Origin of the sequence: Micromonospora craterilacus (assembly GCF_003236315.1) — a bacterium.
Classification (GTDB): domain Bacteria; phylum Actinomycetota; class Actinomycetes; order Mycobacteriales; family Micromonosporaceae; genus Micromonospora; species Micromonospora craterilacus.
Window position 1 is genome coordinate 1 of sequence record NZ_POTY01000105.1, and the last position, 22755, is coordinate 22755.

Here is a 22755-nt window from a genome sequence, read left to right on the forward strand (position 1 = left end):
GGGCGGTGGGGAGGTCGGGGTGGCGGAAGGTGAAGGCGGCGCGGTTGAGGACGCCGGGTAGGACGCGGGTGCTGGTGAGGGCCTCCTGGGCGAAGCCGCCGAGGGCCACCTTCAGGGCCAGCGCGGGGATCGGGATGATCGCGGGGCGGTGCAGCTGGCGGGCGAACTCCCGGGTGAACTCGGCGTTGGTGACCGGGGCCGGGCCGACCACGTTCACCGGCCCGGCCAGGTCGGCACGGGCGAGCAGGAACGTGGTCGCGTTGAGCCAGTCGGTCATCGAGATCCACGGGAGCCACTGCCGGCCGCTGCCGAGCCGGCCGGCGATGCCCAGCTTGAACGGCAGCAGTTGCGGCTTGAGTAGCCCGCCGTCGCGGTGCAGCGGCAGCCCGGTACGCAGCCGCACCACCCGCACCCCGGCGTCCTCGGCCGGCCGGGTGGCGGCCTCCCACACCCGGGCCACGTCGGCGAGGAAGCCCTCGCCGGCCGGCGCGTCCTCCTCGACGACCCGATCGCCGGTGTTGCCGTACCAGCCGATCGCTGAGGCGTTCACCAGCACCTCGGGCCGGTCGGCCGCGGGCAGCCCGGCGATCGTGATGGCGAGGGTGCTGGTGGTGTCCACCCGGCTGGTCCGGATCAGCTGCTTGTACCGGTCGTTCCAGCGCCGATCGCCCACCCCCGCGCCGGCCAGGTTGACCACCGCGTCCGCCTCGGCGACCAGCGCCGGGTCGAGCTGCGCCGCCGAGGGCGTCCACTGCCGTTCGTCGGGGCTGCGCGGCCTCCGTCGTACCAGCCGGGTCACCTGGTGCCCGTCGGCGACGAGCAGGTCGACCAGTCGGGTGCCGAGGAAGCCGGACGCGCCGGCCATGAGGATCCGCATGCTCATATCTTCGGGTACGCGCGGCGGCCCGACCCGGTCGAGTCGGTCACGCGGCGGTATAGCTCGCGCTTCAGCCCATTCGTAGGCGAGCGCTACCGGGCCTCGGCGGACCTCCAGCGCTTGACGACATCGTCGATGTCCGCGACCAGGTTGCCCCAGCTCTCCAACCGGAGGACGGGCCCGTTCGGGTCGAGCCGTTCCAGCAATTGCCTGCGATGTTCGTTGAACCGTTTTGCCACCGAGTCACGCCGTCGGCCGGATTCCTCGGACGCCGTTAGCAGGCAGGAACGGAGAATGCTCTTGGGATCGGCGCGCGACTCCACCTCATGAAGCCTCGGGAGGTTCAACCTTGTCCGTCCTCGTGGATTGCCTGCGACGTGACGGATCGCGGCTTCGTCAAGCAGCAGCCATGCCTCGGTCATGCGTACCGGTATGACCGGCAGGAGATCGGCCACGCTCCCCAACGACTGCATCGCCGACTCGATCTCCTGCCGGCGGGCATGTTGGCCCGCGTTGTCCGCGTCCCGATGTACGACGATTACGTCGACTGGGCCACCAACGAGATCGAGCCCCGCCTGCACCCGCGATGCCACGTCCCGGTTGACCCCGGACAGACGTGGGAAATCTGGTGTGCTCAGGCCGACCGTGCAGCCCCTGTCGAAGAATAGGCGTTCGATATGTTCTGCCAGCGGCCCATCTGACGTGCCCTCAGGCACGAACAGGCCGGAGTAGGTCCGTGCGGTCATGCCGTCAGGCCCGAGGGAAGGCGTAGGCGGGCCTGTGGTGGCTCGGAGAGATAGGCCACGATGTCTGCCATCGAGAAGGTCGGGCCTCCCCGTCTTGCCCGCCAGGACTGGCGGTATGGCAACAGAGACAAGGCTCGCGCCGCTCCGCCGCCGGGAGCCGCCTTTAGTCGCACGTCGGCGAGCAGCAGATCGGCAGGATCGCAAAGCTGCACCACGCCGGGCGAGTGGGTGTTGACGATGACCTGCCGGAACGGGTTGTCGTCGCCGGGCGTGTCGGACGGGTCGATGGCGAGGTCGCGGACGAGTTGCACCATGGCAGGCAGGTTCGCGGGATGGATCCCGTTCTCCGGCTCCTCCATGCAGATCAGGCCAGTGAACTCGGCATCCTCCAGGAGGACGCAGAGCGCGAGGAAACGCAAGGTTCCCTCGGACAGCGCGCGCGCTGGCAGCCGCAACCCTCCCCGCTCACGCAGGAAGAGCGTGAAAAGCTCCCGGGCTTCATCGAACTCAACCTCCAGATCCTCGACCGCGACGCCCGACAGGTCGGAGAGTCTGCCGGCCACCCTGGCGTAAACCCGGTCGGGCTCGGCCGACCATTCGGGTGGATGTGCCACTCGGTAGAGCGTGGCGGGAAGGTGTCGGCCGTTGGTAGCCAGCGATTCGGAACCGGTGATGCCGTCCGGCGTCCGCAACGCGGATGGTTCCAAGGCCAGCCGACGCCAGCTTCTCATCTCATTCCGTGCGGCCAGCACCGTCGGATCGTCTGCGGTGATCATCGTGCTCAGTACCGTCCGCGCCATCCGACTGGCTGGCCGCGACTTCTCGACCCGGTTCCGATGGTCGTGCACGTTGATGAACCGCTCGCTCCCGCCGCCGTTGGTGGTGGTGGACAGGAAAACGCGTTCCTGGTTGTCGTCGATCAGCACAGTGTCGAGAAACGCTGGGGCGGCGGGGAAGACGAGTCGTGATCGGGCGTCTGGGATCTGTCGCAAGTCTTCGCGGAGCAGGTGGAGACGTCCAGGGGCATGGTCGCCGCGCGAGGACTCGTAGCCCAGAAGCACCTCATATCGGAGATTGGTGGCGACCGGACGAGCCCGCTCGCCGAGTTCGTCCTCCACCTCAGCCGGCACGATCATCTCCGCTGCGATCCTGATCCGGTGCTCGTGCTCCCGGTAGCCGTCCCAGAACAGGTCGCGTGGATCACCACCCTTGCCACCGGCTGTGCTGCGCACTCGCTGAGCCGCATCGGCCAGCGAGTCGGTCGCCAGATACGAGAGGAACTCGATGGCGTCGAAGATGTTCGACTTTCCCATGCCGTTCGCGCCGGCTATACAGGTGAACGGGCCGAACTCGACATCCACGTCGAGCAGGTTCTTGAACCCCTGCACTTCGAGCCGAGTCAGCATGGCCAGAGCCTAGCCGCAGTCGAGCGAACCACCAGGCGCCGTCGTGGGTCGGCGCGGCGGCGCCGGCGTTCGTCGGATGAGAGCCCAGCCGAGGAAGGGGTCGAAGAGTTGCCCCGGTGCCGGACCGTCGTGCGGGTTGAGCGTGTGCAGCTCGTCGGCCGCGTCGTGCAGCATCCCACCCAGGTAGACCAGCAGCGCCACCCGGTCGCGCGCGTACTCCCGCAGCAGCCTCACCCGCGCGGACCCGCACGGCCACGGCGCGGCGCAGGCCCGGCACAGCCCCAGTTGGCGCAGCGGCGTGTGCGGGGTCGCGGTAACCAGCGCCCGCCGTTGGCCCGCCAGGTCTGCGCGGGAGTCAGCCGCCCGACCCGGCCGACCTGGGGGTTGGCGCGGGTCGCCTCGTCCCACCAGCGCGCGTTGCGCGGCGGTGTCGGCGGCTCGGTGGGCACCGGCGCGTGGCGGTCCGGGCAGTCTCGCCAGCGCAGGCCGCAGCGCACCAGCGGCGCAGTCCGCGCCAGGTCCGCCGATGGCGGGGCGCGAGCGGCACCGGCCTGTCGTTCCGCCATCGGGTCGTCGCCACTTCAGCGCCGCCGTTCGGGTACGCGTGCCGCCAGCCCGTTCACCGCTGGCCGGCCGTTCGGTACGCGGGCCGCCTGGCCGCGTGCCGCCAGCTCGGTCAGGTCGTGCGCCAGGCGATTCTTGTGCTGCAATGCAGGCATGGTTGAGGGCGTGCACGGCGTCGGGGTGTTCGTCACGGAGCGACCCGAGAGCTAGTCGTGCCCACGAAGCCCTGAGGTGGCTCACATGGTCCGCTCGCTTAACGGGACTTCCCGGAAGCCGTACGGCATCGCTGCGGTCCATCCTGACGAGTTCCTGCTGCATCACCTTGACCTCTACCCGGTATCCCGCTCGATGTTCTTCGGCGGCAGGCGGCTGCCTACCGCCGACAACCGTCGACCGTGGCTGGGATCCCCGTACTGCTCGAACGTGCCGGCGTGCCGCAGCCGCCGCTCGCCCCCTCCTCCTTGAGTGCACCCTCGGTATGCGGTGAGCGACTTCGACAGATGTCGAGCCCTGGTCGGGCGGCTGGTCCCTGAGTTCGTTCAGCAGCAGCAATTGCGACGCACTGCGACGGATGTCGATTATTACGAGCGCGTCACACAGTCAAGTATTTGTTGATCTCTATTGCCTAGGGGTCAGAGCGGGTGGTACCCATTTCAGAGCAGGCTGATCACTAAGCGGTCCTGGAGGGGTGCGATCTGAACGGCTGGCGCCAAGGCGCATTCTTCCAATGTTGATCGACGCGGGGGTCCGGGATCGGCGATCCGTAACGGCACCAACGGATTGGAATGTGGTGCCACCGATCTCGCGTAAAGCGGACACGATCTGTTGTTCCAGAGAAAGGCGCAACAACGTATGGACCACACGCAGAACAAAGGGCTGAGCCGTCGCCGCGTCCTGGGTGGAGCAGCCGGACTGGCCGCTGGGACCGTCGCATCGGGGCTGCCAGCCGGCACCGCGTCCGCCGCTCCCCCACAGACCCCACCCGAGCACGCCCGCTGGAACCAGCAAGCGGCGCACGTGACGATCACCCGCGATGAGTGGGGGATCGCGCACGTGGTGGGGAGGACCGATGCCCATGCGGTGTTCGGCATGATCTATGCCCAGGCCGAGGACGACTTCAACCGCATTGAGCGGAACTATCTGGTCAGCCTCGGCCGTCTCGCCGAGGCCGAGGGCGAGACGGCGATCTGGCAGGACCTGCGCCAGCGGCTGTTCATCGATCCCGAGGTGCTGAGGCGTCTCTACGCGAGCAGCCCGGCCTGGTTGCGCAAGCTGATGGAAGCATGGGCAGACGGGCTGAACTACTACCTCGCGACGCACCCCGAGGTGCGTCCGCGCGTGATCACGCGATTCGAGCCGTGGATGGCGCTGAGCTTCAGCGAAGGCAGCATCGGTGGCGACATCGAGCGGGTGTCGCTCACCCAGCTCCGGGCCTTCTACGACAACAGCCCGTTCATGCTGACCGACGCGGAGCCAGCAGCGCCGTTCCGCGAGCCCTCGGGCTCGAACGGCATCGCGATCGCTCCGAGCCACACGCAGAACGGCAGAGCGCTGCTGCTGATCAACCCGCACACCAGCTTTTATTTCCGTTCCGAACTGCATATGACGAGCGGTGAAGGGCTCAACGCCTATGGTGCGACCACCTGGGGGCAATTCTTCGTCTACCAGGGCTTCAACGAGAACGTGGGCTGGATGCACACATCAGCCCCGGTCGACAATATCGACGAGTTTACCGAGACGATCGTGACCGGGGCGGACGGCAGCCGCTTCTACCGGTACGGCGACGAACTGCGGCCGGTGACGACGAAGACGGTCACATTGTCCTACCGCTCGGCGGACGGGGGGCAGGCCCAGCGCAGCTTCACCACCTTCGCCACGCATCACGGCCCGATCGTGCGTGAGGCGTCCGGGAGGTGGATCGCCTGCGCACTGATGAACAAGCCCGTCGAGGCGCTGCAGCAAAGTTTCCTGCGCACCAAGGCGCGGGACTATGCGCACTACATCGAGGTGGCGAGCCTCAAGGCGAACAGCTCGAACAGCACGCTGTTCGCGGATTCGAAGGGCAACATCGCCTTCCTGTTGCCGCAGTTCATGCCGATCCGCGACGATCGACTCAACTATCTCCAGCCCGTCGACGGCAGCAGTCCGGCGACCGACTGGCAAGGGCTGCACAGCCTCGAGAGCATTCCGCAGGCAGTGAATCCGCAAAATGGCTGGGCGTTCAACACGAACAACTGGCCCTGGACCAGCGCGGGCGCGGACAGCCCCAACGCCGCCGACTATCCCCCCTACTTCAACACGGGCAGCGAGAACGAGCGCGGGCGGCATGTTATCGAGCTGATGACCGGGCGGAACGACTTCACCCCGCAGTCGCTGCGCGATGTTGCCTTCGACTCCTACCTCGGCGCCTTCGCCGGGCTCATACCGCAGCTCGTCGCAGCCTGGGACAGCCTCCCTGAGGGCAACCAGCAGAAGGTGCGGCTCGCCGGCCCGATCAGCCTGCTACGCGGCTGGGACTATCGCTGGGGCGCGGATTCGACTGCGACCTCGCTCGCCATATTCTGGGCCGCGGGGTCGCGCGCCACCGATGCGCAGCGACTCGCGTCGCTCGACGCCGCAGTGGACCGGCTGACAGCGGATTTTGGCAGCTGGCAAGTGCCTTGGGGCGAGATCAACCGCTTTCAGCGCAACGACGGCGAGATCGTCCAGACGTTCGACGATGCGAAGCCGAGCATCCCGGTGCCGTTCACCTCCGGGACTTGGGGTTCCCTCGCCACGTACCCGGGCTCGCGCCGGCCGGGAACGAGGCGCTTCTACGCCACCAGCGGCAACACCTTCGTGGCGGTCGTGGAGTTCGGGCCGAGGCTGCGCGCCTGGGCGGTAAGGGAGGGCGGCAACAGCGGGAACCCCGACTCGCCGCACTTCACCGACCAGGCCGAACGCTACGCGAGCGGCAACCTCCGGCCCGTCTACTTCTACCCCGACGACCTCAAGGGCCACATCGAGCGGCGCTACAAGCCAGGCAAGTGAGCAATCACTGAAGCGGCACGCGGGGGAGCGGCAGCGTCGGCTGCCGCTCCCTTCCGCTTGCCGTCAGTCCAAGGCCGGCGGTACGCCGACAACGGACCCGTCCGCCGCGGTACGGGGTGCCGGTGCGGCGCCGATGACGATCGGGCGCGCGCCCAGGCACTGCGGGGCGAAGTGGGCCACGATGTAGTCCCAGGTCGCCTTCGCCTCGGCGAAGGTGAAGGACGGCTCGCCCTCAAGGTAGATGTTCAACAGGCTGCGGGGGATCGACCAGCCGCGCCACCAACTGTTGGTCTTCGGCGAGTACATGATCCGATCGACCCCGTCGGTGTGGCAGAGCCCGAAGCAGTGACCGAGTTCGTGGATCGGTACGTACTTCCAGATCGCGTCCGGGAGGTTGTCGACGAAGGTGGCGCCGGAGGCGTCATGTCCGTCCAGGCCGCACTTGCTCTCGTGCAGGTTGCTCGCCAGCCCGCGCAGCGTGTTGGTGTAGCGGAACACCCCGGCGACGACCGGGTGGCAGAGGTCGGCGGTCGCGCCGAGCGGGTCCGTGGGCTTGTCCCGCCGGCCGAGTACGTCCCGGAGGAATCTGACCTGGGCCGGGCCGGAACCGGTGTGCACGATGTGGCCGGCCTCGGTGACCTCTCGCCGATCCTGGTCGAAGTCCAGCATCAGCGCCAGCTCGCGGCCCTTCTCGCTGGCCGTCCAGACCTTCGTGTCCAGGGCGCCGTCCCGCATCGGCAGCACGATGAACTTCGGCCCCGCCGCGCCCCGGGTACTGAGGTAGGTGTCCAACTCGTCGGCGGAGATCGGGTTGTCGAACTCGCCACCGCCACCGCCGCCCAGCACCGGCCCCTTCTTCAGGGTCTTGTAGCGCTTGCGGTTCCAGAAGCCCTCGTCGAACTCGAAGCCGCAGAGTGCGCGCAGGTTGATCGCGCCTCGCTCGTGCAGTACGACCAGGTTGGGCACGGCCGGCTCGCGTGCCGACGGGGTTTCCGAGTCGAGCATCGTCCGGTACGCGGTCGCGTGCAGCCGCAGCCCGAACGCGCCGTGGTCGAGGCGGATCGCCGATTTGATGTCGGCCAGCGTGTCGCCGTCGTACTTCGCCTCCAGCAGGCCGCGTACGTACCGGCGGAGCCGCTCCCGGTTGATCTCCTCGATGATGTAGTCGATGGTGTCGCCGAGCAGCACGATGCGTAGCAGCCGGATGATCCCGAGGGCCAGTCCGAGCCCGATCCGGAGCAGGCCGTCGAGGATCCGCCGCCAGTCGAGCGTGAAGATGCCGACGATCACGTCCCAGAGCCCGCCGACGATCTCGATGACCGCCTCGACGACGACAGCGACGATCTTGCAGACGGTGCGGACCACCCACTTGCCGACGGTGACGACCACCCAGCGGACGACCTTCACCAGGATCGTGACGAACCAGCAGACCCAGCCGCGCGGGTCGTACCAGGGATACTTCTTGCACCGCTTCTCCTGCCGTTCCTCCCACTCCTCGACGGGTGTGGAGACCTTCTCCTCGACCCATTCGGTGATTTCGGTGCAGACGAGTGCCATGAGATCCCCCTTCCGCGGGTCAGGACGCTGAACGCAGGTTGTGCAGCAGCGCGAGCAGGCGCCGGCGGCTCCACGCCAGGCCGAGGAGCTTGCCGGCGGCGGCCGCCAGCAGACCGGCGAGTACGACACCGGCGATGCCCTGGCCGCCGTCCGGCCGGACCAGGAGGGCGCCGGTTCCGGCGAGGACGAGAGCGGCGAGCCCCCAGGCGCAGCCGCAGTCGTTGAACAGTCGGAGGACGGTTACCGCGGCTCGCTCACGTTCCGTGGTGTCGAGTCCGGGCAGTGTGATGGTGACCCGGTCGAGATGAGGACGCTCAAGCCACGAGACCAGCGCCTCCGCCCGATCGAGATCCACATGGTCGGCGATCTCGATGTGCACGGTGCGTCACCTTTCAACGAACAGGTCCAATGTCGGACTCCGTTCGCCGCCGTGTCAATCAGTCGGTCGGCTACCCGACCAGCCAGCCGTCCGCTGGCCCGTGGTTGATCCACCAACAGCCGGCCGGTCCCTGGTGACGGCGCGGGACTTGAGGCACGATGGCCTTCACATCTGTGCAGCTCAAGCTGGGATTGGTACGTGAATCATGCCGCTGTCTCGTCGCGTGGTCATTTCAGCCGTGGTCGTCACGGCCGCGGTCGGCTCGGGGGTGGCCGTCGCCCTCTGGCCTGATAGTGAGCCGCCGTACCGCCCGCCGAGCTCGCACGTGGTCCAGCCGGGCGCGCCGGGTCAGGCGGGCAGGACATTGTCGGAGGAGGAGGTGGCGCAGATCTCGCCGCCCAAGTTCACCGCGGCCGACACGCTGTTCATTCAGGGCATGATCCCGCACCACGAGCAGGCGTTGGCGATGACGGCACTCGTGTCGGGCCGTACCGACAACCCGGATATCGGTCTGCTCGCCAAGCGGATCGACGTGTCTCAGCATGACGAGATCGCGTTGATGCAGCGTTGGCTCGCGGACCGGAACGTGCCGAGCACGGGGCCGAACGCGGGTCACGGCGGGCACAAGCTGATGCCGGGGATGCTCACCGAAGAGCAGTTCGGGCAGCTCCGGCAGGCACGCGACGCGGAGTTCGACCGGCTCTTCCTCACCTTCATGATTCGCCACCACGAGGGAGCGATCGCGATGGTGACGGAGCTGTACGAGTCGGGTGGCGGGCACGAGCCGGCCACCGACCAGATGGCCCGGGAGTTCAACGCCGACCAGAGCATCGAGATTCAGCGGATGCAGGAGCTACTGGCCAAGATGCGCTGACGTGCCCTTCGGCTTGTACGGACCGGCCCCCTTCCGCCAAGCGGAAGGGGGCCGGCCGATTCAGGGACAGGTCAGAGCGATGCCTGCAGGTCCAGGATGGCCTGCTTCAGCGCCTGGTGCTCGGGAGCCTTGAGCTTGTTGGAGATGGCCCCCAGCTGCGCCACCGCAGCGGACCGCTTGCCGTCGGCGGCGAAGCCCTCGGCCCGCTCCAGGAACATGTCGACCTGGGACTTCAGCGGGTGGCCGATGTTGTTGGCCCGGACCGCCTGGTCGTAGTGGGCACGCGCGACCGCGAAGCTCGGCGTCCAGCTGACCTTCGGCTGGTGCTGGGCGTTGAACTCGGCGAGCTGCACCTGCGAGGTCGCCTCGATCTCCGCCTTCGACAGGTGCGCGCTGGGCTTCAACGCGAACACGTCAAAACCGCGGGACATCTCGTTGCCGTAGATGTTGCCGTTGTACCAGTACGCCGACCAGTACCCACCGGTCACGAGGGAGGTCGCGCTCATCGGACCACGGTCGAAGAACGCGATCTCGTGCGGGTTGGCCGAGTCGGTGAAGTCGAACACCGAGAGGCCGCCCTGGTACCAGGCCTGGACCATGATGTCGCGGCCGGGCACCGGGATCAGCGAACCGTTGTGCGCGACGCAGTTCTCCTGCAGCGTCTGGGGCACCGGCAGCTTGTAGTAGCTCTTGAACTCCATCTTCCGGCTGACGATGTCGAAGATGGCGTTGGCGCCCCACTCGGGCAGGTCGGTGTCCCGGCAGCGAGCACCGCTACCGCCGCCCCACTCGTCGGTGAAGATGACCTTCGTGCCGTCGTTGTTGAACGTCGCCGAGTGCCAGTACGCGAAGTTCGGGTCGGAGACCTCGTCGATCCGGACCGGGTTGGCCGGGTCCGAGATGTCGATCAGGATGCCGTTGCCCTGGCACGCACCGGCGGCCAACCCGATCTCCGGGTAGGCGGTGATGTCGTGGCAGGCGATGGTGTTCGGCGACGGCGACCAGGTCGAGCCGGACGGGTGGCGCGGCGACGTCGGCCCGTTCTGCAGGCCGTCGATCCGGCCGGTCTCCGGGTCCGCGAAGAGCCGCGGCTCGCTCACGACCGCGGCCTGCTCCGGCGCGGCCAGCGGAACCTTGATGACCTCGATGCGCCACCTCGACGGGTTCTCGCCCGTCGCGGTGTTGTTGTTGCAGCCGGCCATCGTGGTAGCCGGGCGCACCCCGGCGGTACCCGAGACGTAGACGTAGACGTTGTTCGGGTCCTTGGGGTCGGTCACCAGGCTGTGCGTGTGCGAGCCACGGCAGAGCTGAACCGCCGCGACCTGCACCGGGTTCAGCACGTCGCTGACGTCGAAGATCCGGACACCCTGGAACCGGGTGCCGACAGCGGAGTTGGTGCCACAGTCGAGCCGCCCGCGGGTCTCCTCGACCGACATGAATAGCAGGTTCCCGTAGACCGAGGGGTCGCCCTGGCCACCCGGGCAGACGACGCTGGTGACCAGCGTCGGGTCGGCCGGCTTGGAGACGTCGACGATGTTGAACCCGTTGTAGTTACCCAGGAACGCGTACTTGCCGCCGAAGCCGAGGTCCGAGTTGAGGTACGAGCCGCTGCCGGGGTTCGCCGGGTCGACGAAGCCCGCGGGCTTGGGGCGGTTCGCCAGGTGCTCCAGGTTGCTGATCGCGCTCTCTGCGTTCAGCCAGCCGGCGCCGAGCCCGACTCGAGGATCGGGCTCCGCCGCCGACGCCGTGCCCGGCAGCATGCCGGCGAGGAGTAGCCCTGCGGCCATCACGCCGAGGACTCGTCGACCCCGGCGGGGCCGAAGGGGGGATAGAAGTGCCATTGCCTGCCTTTCGGTGGAAAGACCGACGCGACGTCCAGGTGGTGATGGGCGCGTCGTGTGAGTAAGGACCGTACCGGCGGACGGTCATTCGGCGTCTCCGCCGTTCGGGTGAAGAGAACGCCAGGTGGGAGCACCTATCGGACCGGTTTCGACAGGTAGCGGAAGCCGCCCTGGAAATCCGGTCCGAATATTCGCCAATCGTCGGATGGTCGCTGCGCGGGGTCGTGCCGCCTACCGGTGGCGGGCGCGCCTGCGCCGCACGACGATCACGCCGAGCACGACGATCAGGAGGGCGGCGCCGAGCGCGAAGGCGGCCGGCGCTGGCAGCGACGACGATCCACCGGACCCGCCGGCCTTGCCGCCGGCAGCGATCACCACCTGGTCGTCCTTCTTCTTCTCCACCTCGGGCGCCACCAGGTGACCGACCGACTGGTCGGGGGAGAGGGCGAATCCCCAGTTCAAGAGCGCCGTCGCCTCACCCAGGCTGCCGAGCGGTGCGGTCTCCGCGCCGAGCAGGGTCACCACGAGCCGGCGGCCGTCGCGTTCGGCCACGCCGACGTACGTCTGCCGGGCCAGATCGGTGAAGCCGGTCTTGCCGGCGAGCATGCCCGGATAGCTGCTCATCATCGAGTTGTCGTTCTTGAGCGCGAACTCCGGCCGTCCCGGCTGCGCCGGAATCTGCGCGACCCGGGTCGCCATGTACCGGCGGAAGTCCTCGCGGGCGAAGGCGGTCCGCGTGATCAGCGCGAGGTCGTACGCGCTCGTGTACTGGCCGGGTCCGTCCAGCCCGGAGGGTGTCTCCGCGTGGGTCTGGTTGGCGTGCAACCGCCGCGCCTCGTCGTTCATCGCCTGCACGCCGCCCGCCCGACCGGCGCCGCCGCCACCGAGGCGGGCCAGCACGTTGGCGGCGTCGTTGCCGGATTCGAGGAGCAGCCCGAACCACAGGTCCTCGACCGTGTACCGGCAACCGGGGACCACCCCCATCAGCGAACTCTCCGGATCCAGATCCTGCAGGTCGTCCCGCTTCACCTCGACGACCTGGGTCGGGTCGAGGCGGGGCATCAGGGTCGCGGCGAGCAGCAGCTTCTGCACGCTGGCCGGGGTCCGGTGCTCGTGGGGTCCGCAGCCGCCGAGAACCAGCCCGCTGTCGAGGTCGGCCACCAGCCAGGAGGTGGCGGTGACGGCCGGCACCTTCGGTGCGCCGGCCGGGGCGGCCAGGCCGGGCGTCGCCAGGGCCTCCCCGCCGACCGTCCCGTCGGCGGGTTTGACCGGCGGCGGCGACGGCGTGGCGGACGGCCGTGCCGGCGACTCCACAGTGGGGCATGGCTGAGGCGCCGCCGCGGCCCACGCGGGAGTCACGACCAATCCGGCGGGCGAGGCGAGCGCAGCGCTCAAGGCCACGGCAACGGTACGAGAAGAGACCACGTCACGGACGGTAGTAGTGGCTCGGCAGGCGCGCGGCGATTGGGCAAAGCGCGGCGTATCTCCGCTGACGAGCGGCCTGAGTGCGATGCGGCCCGCCTGTTTCGTCCTTGGCCTCGGCGTCGGCAACCGCCGCCAATCCGACCGTTGTCGCTACGCCGTCGCCGTCGTGCCGCTTCGAGGAAGAGGCGAAACGTGTCCCGGAACGTCCCGCCTCGTCGCTACCGACGGCGTGCTCAGGGCGTCGATTCGGGTGGGTTCTCGTGCCAGCGGGCGCGGAAGGCGGCCTCGTTGGCCTCGTGGGTGGTCCGCTCCTCGAAGACGGCGGCGCGCAACGCATGCCGGGCATCGGACATCAGCACCACCTCGGCGCTGACCATTCCGACGCAGATCACGGTGAGCAGGCCGAGGGCGGCGAGCCCGGGCAGGGGCATGGCGAACGGGATGCCTAACGCGAGCACCCCCACCGTGCCGAGCCGCAGCCAGGACAGCGTTCGCAGGGTACGCAGCTGGAACAGCATGTTCCCGGCCAGGTAGCAGATAACCCCACCGAACAGCAGCGGCACGTCCGGCCCGCGCGCCGGCTCGCTGACCGGCACGCCCGGCTCGGCGATGTCGTGCACGATGCCCTCGGCGCCCAGCGCGAACAGGATGATCCCGGAGATCATCGGCAGGTAGAGGTACGCGTACGCGTCGCGGGCCATCAGCACCCGGGGTCGGCCCTGGCTGGCGTGCAGGGAGATCCGGGCAGCCGGACCGATCACGTCGTAGTGCGCCCACCACAGGGCGGCGGTGAAGACGATCCCGAACACCGCCGCGGTCACCCCCGGCCAGGTCGGCGGCTGGCCGATCAGGTTGCTGCCGAGGCCGACGGAGATCACCGACTCGCCCAGCGCGATGATCAGGATCAGGTCGTACCGCTCGGTCCAGTGCTCCGCCGAGGTCACCTCCCAGCCCCAGGTCTTGGCGAGCAGTCCGGTGCCGTACTGGAGGAGGACGACGGTGATCCACAGGGCGTCCCGTACCGTCTCGGCGGTGCCGTCGGGCAGATGGGTGGGGAGCAGTGCCGCGACGATCAGCAGGGCGGTGCTCAGGGTCAGCTCGGGGGCGTACCGGAGCAGCTGCCGGCGTTCCACCGGGTCGTTGCGGACCAGATGCAGGAACAGCACCAGGTGTACGGCTCGGATGACCACGTAACTGGCCGCCACCACGATCGGCCCGGCGTCGCCGCCGTGCGGGCTCTGGAACGCCTGCGGCAGGGCGAGCGCGAAGCAGAACAGCGCGGCCATCCCGGCGACCATCAGCACCGGCACGAAGCCCTCGCCGATCCGGACCCGGGTGGCCACCACCGTGTGCACCACCCAGCACCACCAGAGCACGGCGAGTACGAGCACGGCGTGCAGCAGTTGCCGGCCGCTGATGTTGGCGGCGGTGGCCCGGGCGATGTTGAAGAACGAGAAGACGAAGACCAAGTCGAAGAAGATCTCGAACTTGTCGACCCGGGCGCCCGGCGCTATCCCGACGGCCGGCCCCAGCCGCCCCCGCCAGCCTCTGTCGCCCATCGCCTGAGTTTCGCAGCGTGGGACCGGGCCACGGGCGCGATTCGGCTCAGCCGTGCAGGCGGTACCGCAGGCCGTCCATCAGCAGGTCAAGCAGCCGTCGTGCCTGGTCCCGCTGGTCCCGCCCGCCGGCGGCGAGGGAGACGCCGCTGAGCCCGGCCAGCACGTCACCCGGGTCGACGTCGGACCGGATCGTGTCGGCCGCCGCGCCCGCGTCCAGCAGCCGGGCGACGGCCGCGAGCAGCCGGTCCCGGCTCTGCGCGTACGGGTTGGTGCCGGCGGCGATCACCAGCCGCAGGGCGTCGGCCATCTCCCGCTTGGTGGTGACGTAGTCGATGAAGCGGTCCATCCAGGCCCGGGTCGCCTCGGCGGGCGGCAGTTGATCGAGCAACTCGCCGGCCGAGTCGCAGAGTTTCTCCAACTCGTTGCGGTAGGCCGCCTCGACCAGCGCCTCCCGGCTGGGAAAGTGCCGGTAGAGCGTGCCGATGCCCACGCCGGCGTCCTTGGCGATCGCGTCGAGCGTCACTTCCACGCCGGCCTGGGAGAACGCCCGGACCGCCGCGTCCAGCAGCCGCTCGCGGTTGCGCAGCGCGTCGGCGCGCAGGGGTCGGGGCTGTCTCTCCGGCACGTCTCCTCCTGACTCGACCTCCGCCCCGGGTAGCAACCGGAGGATCCTCCGGTTAACCTGGTCCGTAACGGAGGAGCCTCCGCTTCTCATCGTAGCGGCGGGCCATCCCGCCGCGCCGTCTCACCCAAGGATGGATCATGACCATCGGTACACCTGTCAGCACCCCGTTCACCGCGGCGTCCACCGCGCTGGAGGTCGTCGCGGGCATCGACCTCACCGGCCGGCGGGCCGTCGTCACCGGCGGGGGATCGGGCATCGGCGTCGAGACCGCCCGCGCGCTCGCCGCCGCCGGCGCCGAGGTGACCCTCGCCGTTCGCCAACCGGAGCAGGGCGCCCGGGCCGCGGCGGACATCACCGGTACGACCGGCAGCGACCGAGTCACGGTCGCCCCGCTCGACCTGGCCGACCCGGCCTCGATCGCCGCCTTCGTGGCGACCTGGGACGGGCCGCTGCACCTTCTGCTGAACAACGCCGGCATCATGGCCTCGCCCGAGATGCGCACCCCGCAGGGCTGGGAGATGCAGTTCGCCACCAACCACCTCGGCCACTTCGCGCTAGCCACCGGACTGCGCCCGGCGCTGGCCGCGGCACAGGGCGCGCGGGTCGTCTCGGTCAGCTCGGCGGCGCACCTGCGCTCGCCGGTCGTCTTCGAGGACATCCACTTCCAGCGGCGGGACTACGAGCCGTGGGCCGCGTACGGGCAGTCCAAGACCGCGAACGTGCTCTTCGCCGTGGCCGCGAGCCGACGCTGGGCCGACGACGGCATCCTGGTCAACGCGTTGCACCCCGGCGGTATCCGGACCAACCTCCAGCGGTACGTGACCGAGGAGGAACTGACCCGGTTGCGCGCCCAGAGCGGCCCGGCGGCACCGGCCTGGAAGACCCCCGAGCAGGGCGCGGCCACCTCGGTGCTGGTGGCCACGTCGCCGCTGCTCGACGGCGTCGGTGGGCGCTACTTCGAGGACTGCCAGCAGGCCGGCCCGAACCAGCCGGGCACCCGCACCGGCGTGGCCGGGTACGCCCTCGACCCGGAGGCGGCCGAGCGGCTGTGGCGGGTCAGCGAGCAGACCCTCGCCGACTGACCTCGTACCTCGGACGAAAAGGGCGCCCCGGTCAGCGTGACCAGGGCGCCCTTTCGGGTCGTCGGCGAGTTACAGGCCGAGTTCCGCCTCGAAGTTGCCGGCCTCCAGCCGCTCCTTGACCGCGACCAGGAAGCGGGCCGCGTCGGCGCCGTCGATCAGCCGGTGGTCGTACGACAGGGCCAGGTAGACCATCTGGCGGACCGCGATCACCTCGCCCAGATCCGGGTCGTTGACCACGACCGGGCGCTTGACCACGGCACCGGTGCCCAGCATCGCCGACTGCGGCGACGGCACGATCGGGGTGTCGAACAGGGCACCCCGGCTGCCGGTGTTGGTCAGCGTGAAGGTCGCGCCGGCGATCTCGTCCGGGCTGATCTTGTTGGTCCGGGTCCGCTCGGCCAGGTCGGCGACCCGCTTGGCGATGCCGCCCAGGTTCAGGTCGCCGGCGTTGTGGATGACCGGCACCAGCAGCCCGCGCTCGGTGTCCACGGCGATGCCGAGGTTCTCGGCCTCCGGGTAGGTGATCGTCCCACCATCGAGGTCCATCCGGGCGTTGACGATCGGGTACGTCTGGAGCGCCTCGATCGCCGCGAGGGCGAAGAACGGCAGGAACGACAGCTTGACACCGTGCCGCTGGACGAACGAGTCCTTGGCCTGCGCACGCAGCTTGGCGATCTTGGTGACGTCCACCTCGATCACCGTGGTGAGCTGCGCCATCTCGTGCAGCGACTGCTGCATCCGCTTGGCGATGGCCGCGCGGATCCGGGGCAGCTTCTCCGTGGTGCCGCGCTTCGCGCTCGGCTGCGGCTTCTCGGCGGCCCGGGCCGGGGCCGCCGGCGCGGCCGGCTGCGCCGGAGCCGGGGCGGCCTTGGCGGCACGCGCCTTCTCGGCCGCGTCCAGCACGTCCTGCTTGCGGATCCGGCCGCCGACACCGGTGCCGTTGACCGAGGCGAGGTCCACGCCGTGCTCGCCGGCGAGCTTGCGTACCAGCGGGGTCACGTAACCGGCCGCCTGCTCGGCACCGGCGGCAGGCGCCGCCACGCGCTGCGGGGCCGGTGCCGGCGGCTGCGCGGCCTGCTCGGCCCGGACCGGCTCCGGCGCGGTCTCGGCCTCCGCGGCCGGCTGGCTGTACGACGTGCCCGGCGTGGGCTCCGACACCTGCGGCTCGGGCCGGGCCGGCGGCTGCTCGGCGGGAGCCGCCGGCTGCGCCACCGGCTCGGGCTTCGGCTGCGGCTTCGCCTCGGCCGGGGCACCACCGGCGGCACCGACGACGGCCAGCGTGGCACCGACCTCGGCGGTCTCGTCCTCGGCGACCTTGATCTCCAGGAGGGTGCCGGCGACCGGCGAGGGGATCTCCGTGTCGACCTTGTCGGTGGAGACCTCCAGCAGCGGCTCGTCCACCTCGACGGTCTCGCCGACCTGCTTGAGCCAGCGGGTGACCGTACCCTCGGTGACGCTCTCGCCGAGGGCCGGCATCTGCACCGGGGTGCCCGCGCCCGACGGGGCCGGGGCGGCCGGAGCCGGCTCCTCGACGGCCGGCTGCTCCGCCTCGGCCTGGGGCTCCTCGGCCGCCTCGGCGGCCTGCTCAGCGGGGGCCGCCTGCTCCGGCGCGGCTCCGCCGCCGGCCGGCTCGCCCTCGCCGGAGATCACCGCCAGCTCGCTGCCGACCTCGGCCGTCTCGTCCTCGCCCACCACGATCCGGGTCAGCACGCCGGCCGCCGGGGACGGGATCTCGGTGTCGACCTTGTCCGTGGATACCTCGAGCAGGGGCTCGTCGACCTCGACGGTCTCACCCTCCTGCTTGAGCCAGCGCGTGACGGTGCCCTCGGTGACGCTCTCGCCGAGCCGGGGCATGGTGACCGATACCGGCATGTTCTCCAGACTCCTTCATTTCCCTGGTGGGGGGATCATCGCCCGTCGCCGGACGCCGCGGATACGTCGTGGTCAGGCGTGTGCGTGCAGCGGTTTGCCGGCGAGGGCCAGGTGCGCCTCGCCCAGGGCTTCGTTCTGCGTCGGGTGGGCGTGCACGAGCTGCGCCACCTCGCCCGGGTACGCCTCCCAGTTGTAGATCAGCTGCGCCTCGCCGACCAGCTCGCCGACCCGGGCGCCGATCATGTGCACGCCGACCACCGGCCCGTCCTCGACCCGGACCAGCTTCACGAAGCCGGCCGTCTTGAGGATCTGGCTCTTGCCGTTGCCGCCGAGGTTGTAGTTGTAAGTCTTGATCTTGTCAGCACCGTACTGTTCCTTGGCCTTCGCCTCGGTGAGGCCGACCGAGGCCAGCTCCGGGTCGCAGTAGGTGACCCGCGGGATGCCCGCCTCGTCGATCACCGCCGGGCTCTGGCCGGCGATCTCCTCGGCCACGAAGATGCCCTGCTGGAAGCCGCGGTGGGCGAGCTGGAGGCCGGGCACGATGTCGCCGACCGCGTAGACGTTCGGCACGTTGGTGCGCAGCCGCTCGTCGGTCAGCACGAAGCCACGGTCCATCTTCACGCCCTGCTCCTCGTACCCGAGGTTGGCGGTGTTCGGACCGCGGCCGACCGCGACCAGCAGCAGCTCCGCCTCGACGGTCTCGCCGCCGGCGATGGTCACCTTCACGCCGCTGTCGGTCTTCTCGACCTTCTCGAACGGCTTGCCGACCTTGAAGTTGATCTTCCGCTTCCGGAAGGCCCGCTCCAGCGCCTTCGACGACTCCTCGTCCTCGGCGGCGACCAACCGGGGCAGCGCCTCGATGATCGTCACGTCCACGCCGAAGGACTTCCACACGCTGGCGAACTCGACGCCGATCACGCCGCCGCCCAGCACGATGGCGGAGGCGGGGACCCGGTCCAGGACCAGGGCGTGGTCGCTGGTGATCACCCGCTCGCCGTCGACCTCCAGGCCCGGCAGGCTCTTGGCGTACGAGCCGGAGGCCAGCACCACGTTGCGGCCGGTGTACCGCTTGCCGTCGACCTCGACCGTGTTCGGGGCGACCAGCCGGCCGTGCCCCTCGACGATGGTGATCGACTTGTTGCTCTTGAGCATGCCCTGCAGGCCCTTGTAGAGCCGGGAGATCACGCCGTCCTTGTACGAGTTGACCGCGGCCATGTCGATGCCGACCAGCTCGGCCTTGATGCCGAACTGCTCCGACTCGCGGGTCTGGTCGGCGATCTCGGCGGCGTGCAGCAGCGCCTTGGTCGGGATGCAGCCGTTGTGCAGGCAGGTGCCGCCGAGCTTGGCCTTCTCGACCAGTGCGACCGTCAGGCCCAGCTGGACGGCGCGCAGCGCGGTCGCGTAACCGCCGCTGCCACCTCCGAGGATGACGATGTCGAAGGTTGCGTCGTTCGGCTCGCTCACGTCCAACTCCCAGGTCGCGTCGCTGCATCGGGGGTCACGGTGGGGTAACAGGGACACACCCCACCTCGGCCATCTTGTCACCACCGTGACGAACCCGCGTACCGAGGTGCCCAACGACACGTTGCGGCCACGTACCCTTGGCACTGCCTTCGATGACGGACGGTGGGGAGACGGCTCGGTGGGACTGTTCCGGCGACGCAAGCGGGCACGGGCGGTTGACCCTGACCGTACGGCTAATCGCGCCGATCTGGAGCACTTGGAGAACTTTGTCCGGAGTCGGAAGGGGGTCGAGGCGTACATCGAGCCCCGTACCACCGTCACCGAGACCACCGTCATCCTGATCGCCGACGACGGCGAGTGGACCCGGCGCCGCATCGACGGGCCGGACGGCGCGCGGCGCTTCGCGCACCGGCTGAGCATCCCGATCTACGACATCGCGCTGATGGGTTATCCGCAGCGCATGCGCGACTACAACGAGCGCCGCAAGCGCCGTCCCGAGCTGTTCTGAGCCCCGCTGCGGCACTGTCCGGGCAAGGCGTTAAAAGGGGCCCCCTGCCTTACGCCAGGCGTTAACAGGGGGCCCCTCCTTGCACGTCAGCCGTTGGCGGCCACGTCGTCGATCAGGTGCAGCAGGGTACGCACCGGAACGCCGGTGCCGCCCTTGGTCCAGTAGCCGGTCGCCTCGCCCGAGTGGTAGGCCGGACCGGCGATGTCGATGTGCGCCCAGGCGACCTCGTCGGTGACGAACTCGCGCAGGAAGACCCCGCCCTGCAGCATGTGACCGGCCCGGTCCATGCCGGCGTTGACCTGGGAGATGTCGGCCACCTCGGAGTCCATGCCCTTGCGCACGTCGTCCGGCAGCGGCATCGGCCAGGCCGGCTCGCCGACCGCGTCGCCGGCCTCGCGGACCCGCTCGCACAGCTCGGCGGTGCCCATCACGCCGGAGATCCGCTTGCCCAGCGACACCACCTGACCACCGGTGAGGGTGGAGGTCTCGAAGAGGTAGTCGCAGCCGTCCTCGCAGGCCCGGGCCATCGCGTCACCGAGGATCATCCGGCCCTCGGCGTCGGTGTTGAGCACCTCCACCTTCTTGCCGTTGTACATGCTGATCACGTCGCCCGGCCGGTACGACGTGCCCGACGGCATGTTCTCCGCCATCGGCACGTACGCGGTCACCGTCACCGCCGGCTTCAGCTCGGCGACGGCCAGCATGGTGGCGGCCACCGCCGCCGCCCCGGCCATGTCGGACTTCATCTCCCACATGCCCTGCGCCGGCTTGATCGAGATGCCGCCGGTGTCGAAGGTGATGCCCTTGCCGACCAGCGCCACCCGCTTGCCGGTGCCGCCGCCGTCGGGCGTCCAGGTCAGCTTGACCAGGCGGGGCGGGGCCTCCGAGCCCTGCCCGACCGCGGTGATGCCGCCGTATCCGCCCTCGCGCAGCGCGACCTCGTCGAGCACCTCGACCTCGAGGCCCGCCGCCCGGGCCGCCTCGGCGACCGAGTCGGCGAAGGCCGGCGGGCGCAGCTCGTTCGGGGCGATGTTGACCCAGTCCCGGGTGCGCCGGACCGCGTCGGCGACCGTCCGCGCCCGGGTGATCTCGGCCTGCGCACCCGCGTCCGCGGCGTCCGGCACGGCCACCAGCACCTCGGCCACCGGCTCGCGCCGGGTCGGCTGCGGCCGGGTCTTGTAGCCGGCGAAGCGGTAGCCGCCCAGCAGGGCACCCTCGGCGACGGCGCGCAGCGCCTCGATCGCGTCCGCGTCGTCCGGCAGCGGCAGCGCGAGCGCCACCCGGGGCGCGCCGGCCAGGGACCGTACGGCGGCCCCCGCGGCCCGACGCAGGGTCTCCGGCGCGGGCGCCGCACCGCTGGGCTCCGGGCCGAGGCCGACTGCGGCGATCACCGGGGCGGTGACGGTGCCTAGGGTCGCCAACTTGATCACCTCGCCCGGGCCGCCGGTCGCGCCGAGCAGCGCCAGCGTCTCGGTCAACTTGCCGTCGAAGGCGGCGGCGATGCTCTCTGCGCCGGTGGCGAGCAGCAGGGTGCCGGCGAAGCCGCTGGTGGCGGCCGGCTCGCCGGTCGTACTATGCACGCCGATCACGATCGCGTCGACGGCGAGTTCGGCGGGGTCGGTGTCGACCAGGCTCAGGGTGGTGCTGGGCGATGTCACGGAAGCTGCTCCCGGGCGGGCCGGGCCGGTCGCGTGGTGGCGTACCGGCGGTGGAGTGTGCCGGCGGGTGATTTACCCGCCGGACGTCGATGCTGTCCCGCCGGTTCATCCAGCGGGGTCCCGCCGATGCTAACCAGACCGGTGCGTCCCGGTAAGTTCCCACCCATGACCGACGTGACCACCGACGCTGCCGAGACCCGGCTGCGTCGTTCTCCGCTGGCTGAGCGGCACACCGCGCTCGGCGCCAAGTTCGCCCCGTTCGGCGGCTGGGAGATGCCGCTGGAGTACGCCGGCGGCGGGGTGCTCCGGGAGCACACCGCGGTGCGGACCGAGGTCGGCGTGTTCGACGTCTCGCACCTCGGCAAGGTACGGGTGACCGGGCCGGGGGCGGCGGCGTTCGTCAACGCCTGCCTCAGCAACGACCTGGGCCGGATCGGCCCGGGCCGGGCGCAGTACACCCTCTGTTGCGACGAGGCCACCGGTGGCGTGGTGGACGACATCATCGCCTACCTGTACGCCGACGACCACGTCTTCCTCATCCCGAACGCGGCGAACACCGCCGAGGTGGTGCGCCGGCTGCGGGCCGCCGCGCCGCCGCAGGTCACGGTCACCGACGAGCACGAGGCGCACGCCGTACTGGCGGTGCAGGGGCCGCGCTCCGCGGAACTGCTGGGCGCGCTGGGGCTGCCCACCGAGCACGGGTACATGAGCTTCTCGCCGGCCACCCTCGACGGCGTCGAGCTGACCGTCTGCCGCACCGGCTACACCGGTGAGCTGGGCTACGAACTGGTGGTCCCGGCCGGCGACGCGGTCGCGGTCTGGGACGCGTTGTTCGCCGCCGAACCGGCGCCGCGGGCCTGCGGGTTGGCCGCCCGGGACACGTTGCGCACCGAGATGGGGTACCCGCTGCACGGGCAGGACCTGTCGCTGGAGATCACCCCGGTGCAGGCCCGCTCGGGCTGGGCGGTGGGCTGGGACAAGCCGGCCTTCTGGGGCCGCGACGCGCTGCTCGCGGAGAAGGCCGCCGGTCCGACGCGTACGCTGCGCGGCCTGGCGGCCGTCGACCGCGCCATCCCGCGCCCCGGCATGGCCGTGTACCACGGTGACACCCAGGTCGGCACCATCACCAGCGGCACCTTCAGCCCGACGAAGAAGCAGGGCATCGCCCTGGCGCTGATCGACACCGCCCCCGGCCTCGCCGACGGCACCGACCTGCACGTGGACGTCCGCAACCGCCGAGTCCCGGTACGCCTGACCCGGCCCCCCTTCGTCCACCCCTCCGTGAAGT

General features: G+C 70.0%; 19 protein-coding genes. 5 read left to right on the plus strand and 14 right to left on the minus strand.

The genetic code is table 11. The features are described from left to right. The 5 genes from C1I95_RS17670 to C1I95_RS35280 all read right to left on the minus strand — a co-directional run. Positions 1-877 (minus strand): TIGR01777 family oxidoreductase (locus C1I95_RS17670; RefSeq protein ID WP_111214929.1); only part of this gene is annotated, 877 nt, incomplete at its 3' end. Between the two features lie 92 nt (positions 878-969). Further along, positions 970-1623, minus strand: a complete 654-nt coding sequence (locus tag C1I95_RS17675; RefSeq protein WP_199523794.1) for a DUF4276 family protein — start codon at positions 1621-1623, stop codon at positions 970-972. After that, positions 1620-3029 carry an AAA family ATPase gene (locus tag C1I95_RS17680; protein WP_111214914.1) on the minus strand — a complete coding sequence of 470 codons (1410 nt, stop codon included), beginning with the start codon at positions 3027-3029 and terminating at the stop codon, positions 1620-1622. The genes C1I95_RS17675 and C1I95_RS17680 overlap by 4 nt, the downstream gene beginning before the upstream one ends. A 9-nt stretch (positions 3030-3038) precedes the next feature. Next, positions 3039-3263 carry a hypothetical protein gene (locus C1I95_RS17685; RefSeq protein WP_233513719.1) on the minus strand — a complete coding sequence of 75 codons (225 nt, stop codon included), beginning with the start codon at positions 3261-3263 and terminating at the stop codon, positions 3039-3041. Between the two features lie 347 nt (positions 3264-3610). Then, positions 3611-3748: a hypothetical protein gene (locus C1I95_RS35280; RefSeq protein ID WP_158566417.1), complete on the minus strand. Its 138-nt coding sequence runs from the start codon at positions 3746-3748 to the stop codon at positions 3611-3613. Between the two features lie 862 nt (positions 3749-4610). On the opposite strand from C1I95_RS35280, the gene C1I95_RS17695 reads away from it, so the two are divergent. Next, the gene (locus C1I95_RS17695; RefSeq protein WP_199523795.1) at positions 4611-6623 is read left to right on the plus strand and encodes a penicillin acylase family protein; all 2013 of its coding nucleotides are present in this window, start codon (positions 4611-4613) and stop codon (positions 6621-6623) included. Between the two features lie 63 nt (positions 6624-6686). On the opposite strand, the gene C1I95_RS17700 is transcribed toward C1I95_RS17695, so the two are convergent. Together C1I95_RS17700 and C1I95_RS17705 are read right to left on the minus strand one after the other, a co-directional pair. Next, positions 6687-8180, minus strand: a complete 1494-nt coding sequence (locus tag C1I95_RS17700) for a hypothetical protein (RefSeq protein ID WP_111214917.1) — start codon at positions 8178-8180, stop codon at positions 6687-6689. A gap of 19 nt (positions 8181-8199) precedes the next feature. Further along, positions 8200-8559 carry a hypothetical protein gene (locus tag C1I95_RS17705; RefSeq protein ID WP_111214918.1) on the minus strand — a complete coding sequence of 120 codons (360 nt, stop codon included), beginning with the start codon at positions 8557-8559 and terminating at the stop codon, positions 8200-8202. 238 nt (positions 8560-8797) lie between these two features. Here C1I95_RS17705 and C1I95_RS17710 point away from each other — a divergent pair, with 238 nt between their 5' ends. After that, positions 8798-9433, plus strand: coding sequence for a DUF305 domain-containing protein (locus C1I95_RS17710; RefSeq protein WP_158566418.1), 636 nt, complete (start codon positions 8798-8800; stop codon positions 9431-9433). Positions 9434-9504: 71 nt separating this feature from the next. Here the strand turns inward: C1I95_RS17710 and C1I95_RS17715 are convergent, their stop codons facing one another. The 4 genes from C1I95_RS17715 to C1I95_RS17730 form a co-directional block, all read right to left on the minus strand. Further along, on the minus strand, positions 9505-11220 hold the full coding sequence (locus tag C1I95_RS17715) for an LVIVD repeat-containing protein (RefSeq protein ID WP_233513721.1): 1716 nt from the start codon (positions 11218-11220) through the stop codon (positions 9505-9507). A 285-nt stretch (positions 11221-11505) separates the two neighbouring features. After that, entirely contained in the window at positions 11506-12699 is a 1194-nt protein-coding gene (locus C1I95_RS17720) for a D-alanyl-D-alanine carboxypeptidase family protein (RefSeq protein ID WP_199523796.1), read from the minus strand. A gap of 233 nt (positions 12700-12932) precedes the next feature. Then, a complete protein-coding gene (locus C1I95_RS17725; RefSeq protein WP_111214921.1) occupies positions 12933-14258 on the minus strand; it encodes a low temperature requirement protein A in 1326 nt (441 codons plus the stop codon). A gap of 46 nt (positions 14259-14304) precedes the next feature. Next, entirely contained in the window at positions 14305-14883 is a 579-nt protein-coding gene (locus C1I95_RS17730) for a TetR/AcrR family transcriptional regulator (RefSeq protein ID WP_199523797.1), read from the minus strand. 137 nt (positions 14884-15020) lie between these two features. On the opposite strand from C1I95_RS17730, the gene C1I95_RS17735 reads away from it, so the two are divergent. After that, positions 15021-15965 carry an SDR family NAD(P)-dependent oxidoreductase gene (locus C1I95_RS17735; RefSeq protein ID WP_111214923.1) on the plus strand — a complete coding sequence of 315 codons (945 nt, stop codon included), beginning with the start codon at positions 15021-15023 and terminating at the stop codon, positions 15963-15965. 69 nt (positions 15966-16034) lie between these two features. On the opposite strand, the gene sucB is transcribed toward C1I95_RS17735, so the two are convergent. Then, positions 16035-17837, minus strand: a complete 1803-nt coding sequence (sucB, locus tag C1I95_RS17740; protein ID WP_111214924.1) for a 2-oxoglutarate dehydrogenase, E2 component, dihydrolipoamide succinyltransferase — start codon at positions 17835-17837, stop codon at positions 16035-16037. A 72-nt stretch (positions 17838-17909) separates the two neighbouring features. Then, on the minus strand, positions 17910-19301 hold the full coding sequence (lpdA, locus tag C1I95_RS17745; protein WP_111214925.1) for a dihydrolipoyl dehydrogenase: 1392 nt from the start codon (positions 19299-19301) through the stop codon (positions 17910-17912). Between the two features lie 178 nt (positions 19302-19479). Here lpdA and C1I95_RS17750 point away from each other — a divergent pair, with 178 nt between their 5' ends. Beyond that, positions 19480-19809 (plus strand): hypothetical protein, encoded by a 330-nt coding sequence (locus C1I95_RS17750; protein WP_111214926.1) that lies wholly within the window; start codon positions 19480-19482, stop codon positions 19807-19809. Positions 19810-19895: 86 nt separating this feature from the next. Here C1I95_RS17750 and C1I95_RS17755 read toward each other — a convergent pair whose 3' ends face one another. Then, positions 19896-21467 (minus strand): leucyl aminopeptidase, encoded by a 1572-nt coding sequence (locus C1I95_RS17755; protein WP_111214927.1) that lies wholly within the window; start codon positions 21465-21467, stop codon positions 19896-19898. 165 nt (positions 21468-21632) lie between these two features. Between C1I95_RS17755 and gcvT the strand changes: the two genes are divergently transcribed. After that, the coding region (gcvT, locus tag C1I95_RS17760; RefSeq protein ID WP_111214928.1) for a glycine cleavage system aminomethyltransferase GcvT at positions 21633-22755 on the plus strand (1123 nt) is incomplete at its 3' end.